The organism is Stenotrophomonas sp. PE591 (assembly GCF_018320795.1).
Taxonomy (GTDB): Bacteria; Pseudomonadota; Gammaproteobacteria; order Xanthomonadales; family Xanthomonadaceae; genus Stenotrophomonas; species Stenotrophomonas maltophilia.
In genome coordinates this window covers 25815-38139 of the sequence record NZ_JAAOKO010000012.1, presented here as the reverse complement: position 1 = coordinate 38139, position 12325 = coordinate 25815, and the positions used below count along the sequence as shown (strand labels likewise).

At 67.0% G+C, this 12325-nt stretch carries 11 protein-coding genes; 3 read left to right on the top strand and 8 right to left on the bottom strand.

Annotated elements, in window-relative coordinates:
* Window positions 1-20 precede the first annotated feature (20 nt).
* From JLDANKMP_RS20470 to rhlB, 7 genes are all read right to left on the bottom strand, one after another.
* Window positions 21-335, bottom strand: a complete 315-nt coding sequence (locus JLDANKMP_RS20470; protein WP_249337026.1) for a type II toxin-antitoxin system RelE/ParE family toxin — start codon at window positions 333-335, stop codon at window positions 21-23.
* Between the two features lie 173 nt (window positions 336-508).
* The gene (rpoH, locus tag JLDANKMP_RS20465; RefSeq protein WP_005411269.1) at window positions 509-1384 is read right to left on the bottom strand and encodes an RNA polymerase sigma factor RpoH; all 876 of its coding nucleotides are present in this window, start codon (window positions 1382-1384) and stop codon (window positions 509-511) included.
* Between the two features lie 278 nt (window positions 1385-1662).
* Window positions 1663-2376 carry a uracil-DNA glycosylase gene (gene ung, locus JLDANKMP_RS20460; protein ID WP_005411270.1) on the bottom strand — a complete coding sequence of 238 codons (714 nt, stop codon included), beginning with the start codon at window positions 2374-2376 and terminating at the stop codon, window positions 1663-1665.
* Window positions 2377-2385: 9 nt separating this feature from the next.
* A complete protein-coding gene (locus JLDANKMP_RS20455; RefSeq protein WP_005411271.1) occupies window positions 2386-3228 on the bottom strand; it encodes a response regulator in 843 nt (280 codons plus the stop codon).
* Window positions 3229-3235: 7 nt separating this feature from the next.
* Window positions 3236-4183 carry a permease-like cell division protein FtsX gene (ftsX, locus tag JLDANKMP_RS20450; RefSeq protein WP_212561975.1) on the bottom strand — a complete coding sequence of 316 codons (948 nt, stop codon included), beginning with the start codon at window positions 4181-4183 and terminating at the stop codon, window positions 3236-3238.
* Between the two features lie 3 nt (window positions 4184-4186).
* The gene (ftsE, locus tag JLDANKMP_RS20445; RefSeq protein ID WP_005411273.1) at window positions 4187-4873 is read right to left on the bottom strand and encodes a cell division ATP-binding protein FtsE; all 687 of its coding nucleotides are present in this window, start codon (window positions 4871-4873) and stop codon (window positions 4187-4189) included.
* Window positions 4874-5049: 176 nt separating this feature from the next.
* Entirely contained in the window at window positions 5050-6777 is a 1728-nt protein-coding gene (gene rhlB / locus JLDANKMP_RS20440) for an ATP-dependent RNA helicase RhlB (protein ID WP_212561974.1), read from the bottom strand.
* A gap of 511 nt (window positions 6778-7288) precedes the next feature.
* Here rhlB and trxA point away from each other — a divergent pair.
* From trxA to JLDANKMP_RS20425, 3 genes are all read left to right on the top strand, one after another.
* Window positions 7289-7618, top strand: a complete 330-nt coding sequence (gene trxA, locus JLDANKMP_RS20435) for a thioredoxin (protein ID WP_005411275.1) — start codon at window positions 7289-7291, stop codon at window positions 7616-7618.
* 228 nt (window positions 7619-7846) lie between these two features.
* Window positions 7847-9592 (top strand): transcription termination factor Rho, encoded by a 1746-nt coding sequence (rho, locus tag JLDANKMP_RS20430; RefSeq protein ID WP_212561973.1) that lies wholly within the window; start codon window positions 7847-7849, stop codon window positions 9590-9592.
* Between the two features lie 209 nt (window positions 9593-9801).
* Window positions 9802-11376: a sensor domain-containing diguanylate cyclase gene (locus JLDANKMP_RS20425; protein WP_088431065.1), complete on the top strand. Its 1575-nt coding sequence runs from the start codon at window positions 9802-9804 to the stop codon at window positions 11374-11376.
* Between the two features lie 34 nt (window positions 11377-11410).
* Here JLDANKMP_RS20425 and JLDANKMP_RS20420 read toward each other — a convergent pair whose 3' ends face one another.
* Window positions 11411-12298, bottom strand: a complete 888-nt coding sequence (locus JLDANKMP_RS20420; protein WP_005414669.1) for an energy transducer TonB — start codon at window positions 12296-12298, stop codon at window positions 11411-11413.
* Window positions 12299-12325 lie beyond the last annotated feature (27 nt).

Below are 12325 nucleotides of genomic sequence, written 5' to 3'. Positions count from 1 at the left end.
CCTGTCCAACTGTGCAGGGCTCATTCCCAAGAACTCAGACGCATACAGCTGAAGGGCATCCCGTTCCGCACTATATTGATGGTCGCGCGCGCGTTCTTCTCGTAGCAGAAGAGAAAGAACCAGTAGCGCCCCACCTTGGTTGCGACAATAACGCGGGCGCTACCGCGCTTTCCGCGGCCCGGCAGCGCAACTCGCTTTTTGAGAAGGCCGCCCCCTATGTCTGCATCAATCAGTCCTTGACGCATTTCCACCACCGCGCGGCACAAGGCTCTATCGGTCAGTGAAGAACGTCGTGTACTGCGGTTGAAGCTTCGAGTGCGGAAGACACGTGACATGATCGTACCGTGCCACCGAGTGGTACGGCGTGAAAATCAGCGTCCAGCGCATGCTGCGGTCGGCGCAGTTGCCGACCTGGCGTCAGGATTGATCCACGCCATGCGTGGATGCGCTCCAAAAACAAAAAGGCCCGGGATCACGCCGGGCCTTCTTCATTCCAACGCCTTCCCGCTTACGCGGTGAACAGCGCCTTCATCTTCTTCAGCGCGTTCGCCTCAACCTGGCGGATGCGCTCGGCCGACACGCCGTACTCGTCGGCCAGCTCCTGCAGCGTCACCTTGCTGTCGGCGTCCAGCCAGCGACGGCGGATGATGTCGCGCGAGCGGGCATCCAGTTCGGCCAGGCCTTCGCGCAGCAGCTGCATCTGGTTGTCTTCGCTGTCCTCGCGCTCGTAGGCCATCGACGGGTCTTCGTCATCGGCAACCAGGAACGCAGCCGGCGACGGCGGTGCGTGCTCGTTGTCCTCGTCGGTCGGCGCGTCGAAACCGATATCGCGGCCGGACAGGCGCGACTCCATTTCCATGACCTCGCGCTCGGACACGTTCAGGTCCTTGGCCACCGCGCTCACTTCCGCCGCGTTCATCCAGCCCAGGCGCGTCTTCGACTTGCGCAGGTTGAAGAACAGCTTGCGCTGCGCCTTGGTTGTGGCGACCTTCACGATGCGCCAGTTCTTCAGGATGAACTCGTGCATCTCTGCACGGATCCAGTGCACGGCGAAGGAGACCAGGCGCACGCCCATGTCCGGGTCGAAGCGCTTGACCGCCTTCATCAGGCCGATATTGCCTTCCTGGATCAGATCGCCCAGGGCAAGCCCGTAGCCGTTGTAACCGCGGGCCACGTGCACCACGAAGCGCAGGTGCGAATGCACCAGCTCGCGGGCGGCGTCCAGATCGTTGCCGTCGCGGAAGCGACGGGCCAGGTCCTGTTCGTCATCGACCGACAGCACCGGGATCTGGTGCACGGCACCGATGTAGGCGTCCAGCGAACCGAGCGCACTGGGAATCGGGAGATTGTTTGCCACAAGGGCAGTAGAGGTGTTCTGGCTCATAGGCACCCATCTTAGCAGTCCGGGATTTGGACTGCTAAAGGAGGAAAAAGTTCCAGCATCCTATTGATGCAACACTGGTCCCAAACAGAGCCCTACCGTAGCGCGATTTGATGACAGTGGCGAGCGCGCTTTTCGGGATTCACAATCCCTTGGAATTCAAGCAATTACCTACCGAGAACCGGCCGATTCCGGTCAAGCGGAGCTGAACGGGCCGTTCTGGAGGCCCATTCAGGCCAGGGAACGTTGTCCGGCGTTCAGGCCCGGCCGCCAGCCGGCGCTCAGAGCACCGAGCGCGGCGGCAGCGACCAGTCGATCGGGGCCTGGCCGCGACGCTGCAGGTACTCGTTGGCCATCGAGAAATGGCGGCAGCCGAGGAAGCCACGATGGGCCGACAGCGGCGACGGATGCGGGGCCTTCAGAACGCGATGGCGACGGGTATCAATGACCTTGCCCTTCTGCTGCGCGTAGGCACCCCAGAGCATGAACACCAAGCCTTCGCGTTCGCGGTTGAGCACGTCCACCACGTGATCGGTGAAGCCTTCCCATCCACGACCCTGGTGTGCGCCGGCCTTGCCCTCCTCCACCGTCAGCACGGCATTGAGCAGCAGCACGCCGCGTTGCGCCCACGGGATCAGGCAGCCGTGGTCCGGGCGCGGGATACCGAGATCGCTCTCGATCTCCTTGTAGATGTTCAGCAGCGACGGCGGCACCGGCACGCCCGGCGGCACCGAGAAACTCAGGCCATGCGCCTGGCCACGGCCGTGGTACGGGTCCTGGCCGAGGATCACCACCTTCACCTGCTCGAATGGCGTGGCGTCGAACGCGGCGAAGATCTGCGGGCCGGGCGGGAATACCGCCGCGCCACTGGCCTTGCGCTGGCGCAGGAAGCTGGACAGCTCGCGCATCTGCGGCTGCAGGAGGTAATCGCCGACATGCTGCTTCCAGCTCGGTTCCAGCTGGATCGTCGGGGTGTCCGCTACTTCATCAATCATTGCACCACTTCATCGAATCAGGGGTCCATCGTTCAACCGGGCCAGGCGCAGCTGGAACAGCACCTTGGTGACCAGCAGCCGTTCTTCGATCGGCTTGAGTACCAGGTCGTTGGCGCCGGACTGCAGCAGCCCGGTCTGGTTGTGCGGGTTGCCGTCGCCGGTCATCACCAGCACCGGCAGGCGGCGCTTGCCGTAGCCGAAGTCCACGCGCACGCGCTGCACCACGTCGCGGCCGCTCAGTTCGCCCTTCAGGGTGACGTCGGTCAGCACCAGGTCGATGCGATGACGGCTGCGGCCCAGCGACTCGGCGGTGAGCAGGGTGAACGCCTCTTCGGCGCTGACCACGTGCAGCACGTTCAACTGCTGGCGTTCGAGCATGCGCTTGGTGGCCTCGGCCACCACGCGGCTGTCCTCGATGTAGAGGATGGTCGCGCCGGGAATGGTCTGCGGCTGCACATAGCCGCGGATGAAGGTCGCCAGCGCCTCGTGGCCCAGCGCCTTGTCGAAATAGTCGGTGACGTACTCGGTGAAGCGACGCTGCTCCAGATGCTGCTGGGCATCGCCGGACACCACGATCACCGGCACGTAGGCCTGGCCGGCCGCTTCGCGGACCATCCGCGCCAGCGCCAGGCCGTCGCCATCACGCAGGGTCAGCGAGGTGGTCACCAGATCCACCGGGCCCTGCGCCAGCGCCTGCTGCGCATCCTCGATGCTGTCGCAGCCGATCACCTCCACGCCTGGCAGGTCGCGCTGCAGGACGTCGGCGATCAGCTTGCGGACCAGCTTCGAGCCATCGACCACCATCACCCGCGTCGCGGGCCCTTCAAGGTGCTTCAGCGCTTGCGGTTGCATGCCGGTCTCAGGTGTCGGTCGGTCGGGTCTGGCGCAGGAAGTGGCCGGTGACCAGCCACGCACCCAGCCAGCCCAGCAGCAGCGTGCCGAGCAGGTCCAGGCCACCGTGCAGCAGGTCCAGGCCGTGCAGCACGAACGGGCTGCCGTAGCTGCGCGAGAGTTCGGCCAGCGGCACGCGCAGCGCGGCACCGGCGGCGCCGATCAGGGCCAGCGCAACCGCGCCGGCGCCCAGGCCATACCACGCCCCCAGGTACAGGAACGGGCGGCGGATGAAGCCATCACTGGCGCCGAGCAGCTGCAGCACGCCGATCTCTTCGCGGCGGGCCTGGATGTCCAGGCGCACGGTGTTGCCGACCACCAGCGCGGCGCCCACGCCAAGCAGCACCGACAGCACCTGCACCAGCCGCGCACCGAACGCCAGCCAGGCATCCAGGCGCTGGCGCCACAGTGCATCGTGCTGCACCAGGTCGGCCTCGGGCAGACTTTCCAGCGCGCGCGCCAGGCGCGCGTCGTCCTTGCCCTGGCCGGGGGTGATCACCAGCAGCGAGGGCAGCGGATTGCCGTTGAGTGCGTCGATCGCCTCACCGAGGCCGGCATCGCGCAGTTCCTGCAGGCCCTGCTCGGGCGTGCGCACGTTCACTTCGGCCACGTCGTCGCGGTCGCGCAGCTGGCCCGCCAGGCGCAGCGCGCCGGGACCATCGACGTTGCCCTTCAGGAACACGTTGATGTCGCGCGACTGCTGCACGCTGCCGGCGAACTGCTTGAGGTTGTCCAGCGCGATCGACAGGCCCAGCGGCAGGGCCAGTGCCAGCGCCATGACCATCACCGTCAGCAGGGTCGCCCACGGCTTGCGGCAGGCACGGCCGAGGCTGAACACCACGCTGTGCGCGTGGTGCTGGAACCAGACGCCCACGCGCGAGGGGGCGGCGGCTTCGCTGTTTTCGTTCTTCGCCATGCGTTACTCCGCCAGGTCCTGCGGCGAGATGTCATCCACCAGCCGGCCGTGGTCGAGGATCAGCACGCGCTTGCGCATGCGGCGCAGCAGCGGCAGGTCGTGGCTGACCACCAGCACGCTGGTGCCGCGCGCGGGCAGCTCGGCGAACAGGGCCATGATCTCCGCCGCCAGGGTCGGGTCGAGGTTGCCGGTCGGCTCATCGGCCACCAGCAGCTTGGGCTCACCGACGATGGCGCGGGCGATGCCGACGCGCTGCTGCTCACCGGCCGACAGCTGCGAGGGCAGCGCCTTCTCGCGGTGGCCCAGGCCCATCCGTTCCAGCACCGAGCGCACGCGCTTGCTGATGTCGCCCCGGCGGGTGCCGCGCAGGATCAGCGGCAGCGCCACGTTCTCGGCGATCGAGCGGTCCATCAGCAGGCGGTGGTCCTGGTAGACCGCACCCACCGCGCGACGGTGGCGGGGCACATCGCCGCCACGCACCTTCAGCAGGTTGCGCTCGTCGAACACCACCGCGCCACGGCTGGGCCGCTCGTCCAGGTGGATCAACTTGAGCAGGGTGCTTTTGCCCGCACCGGAATGGCCGGTGACGAACAGCATCTCGCCCGGCGCGACCTCGAAGCTGACATCGGTCAGTGCCTCGTGGCCACCGGCGTACTGTTTGCTGACATTGTCGAAGCGCAGGACACTCATGCCCCGATTATGCAGGACCGGCGCGACGTCGTGGAGACGGTCACACGATCGGTAGTGCCGGCCGCTGGCCGGCAGCTGTGTGGGTTGCCGGCCTGGTGGCTGCCGACCGTTGGTCGGCACGCCCTTGAAGCCACCCGACCAACGGTCGGGTGCTACCCGCTGATCGGCAGCGCCGATCAGCTGCCCGACAGCATCCGGCGGATCTTGCGGCCGATGCGGGTCAGGAACGAATCGCCGGTATCAGCAGCCGTGCGCACCGGCTTGGCCACCACCTGCACCGGCGTGACCGGGCTGGCGCCATTGCCGGCGGCGTTCTGCACGCCCTCGGCACCCTCGACCGGACGACCGTGGCGACGGCGGCGGCGCTTGCGCGGCTTGTGCTCGCCGTCCGCCGCACCTTCCGGTGCGCCTTCGGCACGCGGGGGACGCGGCGGACGCGGGGCCTGGGCAGCGGCGCCTTCGGCACCGGCGGCCGGCGCGGCAGCGCCCTGCTCGCCTTCCGCGCGTGGCTTGCGCGGGCCACGCGAACGGCGTTCGCCGCTGCGCTCACCGTCACGACCACCACGGCCACCACCACCACCGCCGGAACGGCCGCCACTGCGGCCACCGCCCCGACGCTCTTCCTCGGCGGCGCGGGCTTCGCGCGCTTCGCGGAAGATCTGGCCGACGCTTTCGTTGTCCTCGCCTTCCTCGCCTGCAGCCGGAGCCGGGCGTTCCGGGCGCGGCAGCGGGGTCAGCAGTTCCTTGGTGACCGGCTCGGACGGAATCTTCTGCTCGATATAGGCCTCGATGTCCGGCAGGCCCATGGCGTAGCGCTCGCAGGCGAAGCTGATGGCGTCGCCCTCTTCACCCAGGCGCGCGGTGCGGCCGATGCGATGCACGTAGTCTTCGGCGTCGAACGGCAGGTCGTAGTTGTAGACGTACTTGATGCCGTCGATGTGCAGGCCGCGCGCAGCCACGTCGGTGGCCACCAGGATTTCCAGCTGGCCCTTCTGGAAGCGGTTGAGCAGGCTCTCGCGCTTCTTCTGCGGCACATCGCCGGACAGCACGCCGACACGGTAGCCGGCCTTTTCCAGCGAACGCGCCACGCGCTCGACGAACACCTTGGTGTTGACGAAGACCATGGTGCGCGCACCTTCGCTGCGCGACAGCAGGCCCAGCAGCAGCGGGATCTTCTCGTCGTCGGCCGGGAAGTAGATGCGCTGGCGCACGCGCGCGGCGGTGATGGTCTCGGCTTCGACCACCAGCTTCTGCGGCTCGTTCATGTGCTCGTAGGCCAGCTCCAGCACGCGGTGGCTGAGGGTGGCACTGAACAGCAGGGTCTGGCGGGTGGTGCGCTCCGGCATGCGGCGCAGCAGGAAGCGGATGTCCTTGATGAAGCCCAGGTCGAACATGCGGTCGGCTTCGTCCAGCACGCAGATCTCGCAGGCGTGCAGCGACACCACCTTGTGCTGCTTGACGTAGTCGATCAGGCGGCCCGGGGTGGCGATGATCACGTCCACGCCCTGCTGCAGCAGCTCGCGCTGCTTGTCGTAATCCACGCCGCCGTAGACCAGGGCGAAGCGCAGGCCCAGGTCGGAACCGAACTTCACCGCATCCTTGTGGATCTGGATGGCCAGCTCGCGGGTCGGGGCGAGGATCAGCGCGCGCGGATCTTCCGGCTTGCGATCGGCCAGCGCCGGACGCGTCAGCAGGCGGTTCACGACAGCGACCAGGAAGGCCAGGGTCTTGCCGGTGCCGGTCTGGGCCTGGCCGGCGACATCACCGCCGGGCAGCGCGACCGGCAGGGTCAGCGCCTGGATCGGGGTGCAGCGGGTGAATCCGGCTCCTTCAAGGCCGGCCTGCAGGGCCGGGTGCAGCTCGAAGGAGGAAAAGGTCAAATCGGTCAGCGGTTTGTCGCTCATGAGTCCGTCTTGGTATGGCCGCCGGCCCGTGGGGCGGCTGGCACTTCATCGTCTAGGGGCACCGTCGCAAACTGCGGCCCCTGCGGCGGGTTGGCAGGCTGGGACCACCCGGTCCGCGCGCCGCACAATGGCCCAGTTTAACGCACTCGGGCCGGCAAACCGGAATGCCCTGTCTCACCAACTGGAGAGACGGCGCACCTTCATCCAGCCACACGGGACTTGAACGACCCCGCCGGTCCCGCTGGTGTCGCCCGCTGCCACCCCCATCTTCGGGAAGACAGTGAAATCCGACACATACCGGGCTTCGAAGCGATCACGATACGCTGGGTTCCAGCCGGCGCCTGTCCCCGCCCTGCGATAGGGGTACACTGCCGGCCGTGAGCGTCCAGGCATCCCGCCGAACGCACCGCGGCAGTGCGCCGCGAGGCAACGACGAGGGTCGCGCCACCGGGCATGGCCCAGTTCACCCACCTCCGGCATGGCCGGGTGCAATCCAAGACGAGAAACCAAGATGAGCGACAAGGTTGTACATGTCGGCGACGCCGACTTTGATAGCGCAGTACTGAATTCCAAGGAACCGGTGCTGGTCGATTTCTGGGCCGAATGGTGTGGCCCGTGCAAGATGATCGCCCCGGCGCTGGACGAACTGGCCGATGCCTACCAGGGCCGCGCCAAGATCGCCAAGGTCAACGTCGACCACAATCGTGCGCTGGCCGCCAAGTACCACGTGCGTTCGATCCCGTACCTGGTCGTGTTCAAGGACGGCGAGAAGGTCGGCGAGCAGATCGGTGCGGTGGGCAAGGCCCAGCTGGCCGGCCTGCTGGACAAGGCCCTGGCCTGATCCTCCTGTTTTCCGGCAGCCGCCACCCGCGGCTGCCGGCGGACGCCCTGCGTCCATGATGAATGCTGTTCCCGGCAGCCCTTGCACGGCGCCGCAGGCCGATGATAGTGTCGGCACATCCGGCCGCGTTCGCGTGCCGCACCCTCTGGACGCAGTTTCTTCCAGACCCATTCCCAACGTTCGCCGCCCCAGCCGGGCGCTCGCACCTTCAAGCGAGGAATAACGCTCTTGTCCGATAACACTTCCGAAACCGGCAGCGCCGATGCGCCCGCCGAAAAGCGCGTGCGCAAGCCCCGCGTGAGCAAGGCCGCCGCCCCGGCAGCCGCCGAAACCAGCGCCGCTCCGGCGCAGCCGACCCTGCCGCTGGCCGCCGCGCCCGAGGCACCGGCCCCCGCCCCCGCACCGAGCGCGCCCGCCGCCGAGGCCCCTGCCAGCAGTGGCGGTGGCGAAGGTGGTGAGGGTCGCGAATCCGGCCAGCCGCGGCAGCAGAACCACCAGGGCGGTGGCCAGAACCAGGGCCAGAACCCGTACAACCAGAACGGCCAGCAGGGCCAGGGGCAAGGCCAGGGCAACCGCCGTGACCGCTTCCGCAACCGCCGCGACCGTGACCGCAACAACAACCGCTTCCGCGACGACGGCATGCCCAACGACGGCAGCGAGCAGCAGCCCTTCGTGCCGCGTCCGCACGCCAACGTGCCGGAAGGTTTCCCGGTCTATTCGCTGAGCGACCTCAAGCGCATGCCGGCACAGAAGCTGCTGGAAATCGCCGAGCAGCTGCAGATCTCCGAAGGCGTGGCACGCGCCCGCAAGCAGGATGTGATCTTCGCCCTGCTGAAGGTGCTGACCCGCCATGGTGACGGCGTCGCCGCCGACGGCGTGCTGGAAATCCTGCCGGACGGCTTCGGCTTCCTGCGCGCGGCCGAAGCCAGCTACCTGGCCGGCCCGGACGATACCTACATCTCGCCCAGCCAGATCCGCCGCTTCAACCTGCGCACCGGCGACCATATCTCCGGCCGCATCCGCTTCCCGAAGGACGGCGAGCGCTACTTCGCGCTGAACATCGTCGACACCATCAACGGCGAGCCGATCGAAGCGTCGAAGAACAAGGTGCTGTTCGAGAACCTGACCGCCCTGTTCCCGCGCCGCCGCTTCACCCTGGAGCGCGGCAACGGTTCGTCGGAAGACATCACCGGCCGCATCCTCGACCTGATGGCGCCGCAGGGCAAGGGCCAGCGCTCGCTCATCGTGTCGCAGCCGAAGGCGGGCAAGACCATGATGATGCAGCAGGTCGCCACCGCCATCACCACCAACCACCCGGACGTGCACCTGATCGTGCTGCTGATCGACGAGCGCCCGGAAGAAGTGACCGAAATGCAGCGCACCGTGCGCGGCGAGGTCATCAGCTCGACCTTCGACGAACCGGCCGCGCGCCACGTGCAGGTGGCCGAAATGGTCATCGAGCGCGCCAAGCGCCTGGTCGAGCACAAGAAGGACGTGGTGATCCTGCTCGACTCGATCACCCGCCTGGCCCGCGCCTACAACAACGTGGTGCCGAGCTCAGGCAAGGTGCTGACCGGTGGCGTGGACGCCAACGCCCTGCACCGCCCGAAGCGCTTCTTCGGTGCCGCGCGCAACGTGGAAGAAGGCGGCAGCCTGACCATCATCGCCACTGCGCTGGTCGACACCGGCTCGAAGATGGACGAAGTGATCTACGAAGAGTTCAAGGGCACCGGCAACAGCGAAGTGCACCTGAGCCGTCGCATCGCTGAAAAGCGCGTGTTCCCGGCCATCGACATCAATCGTTCCGGCACCCGCCGCGAAGACCTGCTGATCGAACCGGAACTGCTGCAGAAGATCTGGATCCTGCGCAAGCTGCTGCATCCGATGGATGAAATGGCCGCGATGGAGTTCCTGCTCGACAAGATGAAGAACACCAAGTCCAACGACGAGTTCTTCGGTTCGATGAAGCGCTGATCCACGGCATTGCATCGAAAAGAACCTGCCGCTCGCTGCGGCAGGTTTTTTTTTACCTGCAGGGCGACCCACTTCACTTCACCGCCGCCCGGTTTTGGCGATAATCCGCCCGATGCCCTGCCCGGCCCCGAGGGCCTGGCCACCGATTCCCGCTGTCGCCCCTTCCGGAGAACCGGTCGGGTCCAGCCTCCTGCCGGATCCGTCGACGCATGCGCACGCTGTCTCCCCGCCTCAACCTGGGCAAGCTGATCCTCGCCCTGGCCCTGCTCAGCGCCATCATCGCGCTGGCCAACACCCTGCTGGCCAGCTACCGGGTGCAGCGCGACCAGCTGGTCGGCAACACCCTGGAGGCCAACCGCGTCTACGCCACCAAACTGGCCGAAACGACCCAGAACTTCCTGCTGGCTGCCCAGCAGGAACTGGCCTACGCCGCCACCCGGCTCGGCCAGGGCAACCTCGACCCGGCACAGGCCCAGGACGAAGCCAGCCGCCTGCAGCTGCAGACCAACAGCTTCAACTCTTCGCTGGTGGTGGATGCCGACGGCCTGGTGATCGCCACCTCGCCGCAGACCCTGCAGCTGCAGGGCGAAGTGCTGCACAGCGTCGGCAACAATGCCGCGCTGGCCGCGCGCCAGCCGATGATCAGCGACCCGTACCAGTCGGCCACCGGCAAGCTGCTGGTCTCGCTGTCGCACCCGATCTTCGATCGCCAGGGCCACTACCGTGGTTACGTCAGCGGCACCCTGTACCTGCGCCAGCGCAGCGCACTGCACACGCTGCTGGGCAAGCACTACTACCGTGATGGTTCCTACCTGTACGTGGTCGATCGCCATGGCCGCCTGCTGTACCACGCCGATGGCAAGCGGGTGGGCGACTACGTGGTCGGCAACCCCGCAGTAAAGGCCGTGGTGCGCGGCGAGCGTGGCGCGCAGCAGGTGCGCAACAACCTGGGCGTGTCGATGCTGGCCGGCTATGCGCCGGTGGCGGCCACCGGCTGGGGCATCATCGCCCAGCGCCCGACCGAGGCCACGCTGCAGCCGCTGTCGCGGTTGATGACTGCGGTAATCTGGAACGCAATCCCGCTGGGCCTGCTGTCGCTGCTGATCACCTGGTGGTTCGCCCGTCGCATCTCGATGCCGCTGTGGCAGCTCGCACGCAACGTGCAGGGCGGCGAAGACACTGGCAATGCGATCAACCACGTCAGCGGCATCCGCGCGTGGTACTTCGAGGTCGCCCAGCTCAAGCAGGCGGTACTGCACAGCTTCAATGCGCTGCAGGACCGCATCGGCACGCTCAACCGCGCCAGCCGCACCGATCCGCTGACCAGTCTTCTCAACCGCCGCGGCCTGCAGCAGGCGCTGGATGCCCTGCAGGTACAGGGCATCCCGTTCGCGATCCTGGCGCTGGACATCGATCGCTTCAAATCGATCAATGACAACCACGGCCATGACGTCGGCGACGCTGCCATCGTCCACATCGCCAACCAGATGCGCCGCTACTCGCGCGACAGCGACATCCTCTGCCGCGCCGGCGGCGAGGAGTTCCTGCTGCTGTTGCCGGGCATCAGCGCCGAGTCAGCGCGACAGGCTGGCGAGCGTCTGCGCCAGCACATTGCCGACCATCCGTTTGAACCGGTCGGCACCATCACCGTCTCGCTGGGCGTGGCCCACTTCCCCAGCTTCCATGTCGATGCCGAGCAGGCGCTGCGGCTGGCCGACAAGGCGCTGTACCTGGCCAAGGAACAGGGCCGCAACCGAGTGGTGGTCTACCCCTACGCCGATTGACGCGGAGCCGGGCGGGCCGGCTCCTCAGTGATCGTCAGCCCTGCTCCAGCGGCGTCAGCAGGCGCAGGCCGCGCTTGGCGCCGTCGACCATGTAGATGCCGCCCTCGGGCAGCAGGTCGCTGCCGTTTTCCGCCGCGTCACCGGTCACCCACGGTGCGCGCTGCTTCGGTCCTGGAATGAAGGCGCGCCAGCGGCCATAGCGCTCGGCAGCGGCATTGCGATCATCCGAGAACGCATAGTTGACCGGCACGCGTACCGACCAGAATTCCCGTGTGACGTCCTTCCCGCTGCTTGGAGGAATGAAGGTCCACTTGCGGGCGGTATTGATGCTGGCCTTGGCCAGCACATCGCGCAGCTTGGCCATGGTCCGCTCCGGCCCCGCCACGGTCATGTTGACCTGCTCGGCGATGACGTCGGCCACCGTGCCATCACGGGCGACCTTGATGATCAGGATCACATCGCCCTGACCACCGATCCTCATTGCCTCGTCCGGATAGCGCGGCGGCGCCAGGCGCTCTGCGGTCACCGAATCGGTGGCCTTTGGATCGTACTCGCTGAAATCCACGCTGGTCATGCTGACTTCGTAGTCGCCCTTGCCCGTGGACTTGCCACGCAGACGCACCCGAAACGGTGCTTGTGCGGCGACGGCCTTGCCATCGACCCGCGTCGGCTCGAAACGCCAAGGGCGAATGGTGCGTTCAACAAACGCGGCAACACCCGGGCTGATGTTTGCCTTCTGATCGAGCACCAGAGCGCTGACTGCGCCTTCTGCCGTGACCTCGATCTTTCCGGTCAGTGTCATGCTCAATTCGGTGGTGGCACGCACCGCGCGCGTGGTCTGCGCGTTGGCATCGCCGGCGAACAGCGGAGCGCCGGCACCGACGGCCAACGCGAGAGCGAGGAACAATGGGGAACGCATCATTGCCGGATCCTTGGTGATGAAGGGCGA

Bases quoted from the DNA above. Each gene is read 5' to 3' on its own strand.
- JLDANKMP_RS20425 (WP_088431065.1), top strand. From the start codon at position 9,802: ATGCGCACGCTGTCTCCCCGCCTCAACCTGGGCAAGCTGATCCTCGCC.
- JLDANKMP_RS20420 (WP_005414669.1), bottom strand. From the start codon at position 12,298: ATGATGCGTTCCCCATTGTTCCTCGCTCTCGCGTTGGCCGTCGGTGCC.
- ung (WP_005411270.1), bottom strand. From the start codon at position 2,376: ATGATTGATGAAGTAGCGGACACCCCGACGATCCAGCTGGAACCGAGC.
- ftsX (WP_212561975.1), bottom strand. From the start codon at position 4,183: ATGGCGAAGAACGAAAACAGCGAAGCCGCCGCCCCCTCGCGCGTGGGC.
- JLDANKMP_RS20455 (WP_005411271.1), bottom strand. From the start codon at position 3,228: ATGCAACCGCAAGCGCTGAAGCACCTTGAAGGGCCCGCGACGCGGGTG.
- rhlB (WP_212561974.1), bottom strand. From the start codon at position 6,777: ATGAGCGACAAACCGCTGACCGATTTGACCTTTTCCTCCTTCGAGCTG.
- JLDANKMP_RS20470 (WP_249337026.1), bottom strand. From the start codon at position 335: ATGTCACGTGTCTTCCGCACTCGAAGCTTCAACCGCAGTACACGACGT.
- trxA (WP_005411275.1), top strand. From the start codon at position 7,289: ATGAGCGACAAGGTTGTACATGTCGGCGACGCCGACTTTGATAGCGCA.
- rpoH (WP_005411269.1), bottom strand. From the start codon at position 1,384: ATGAGCCAGAACACCTCTACTGCCCTTGTGGCAAACAATCTCCCGATT.
- ftsE (WP_005411273.1), bottom strand. From the start codon at position 4,873: ATGAGTGTCCTGCGCTTCGACAATGTCAGCAAACAGTACGCCGGTGGC.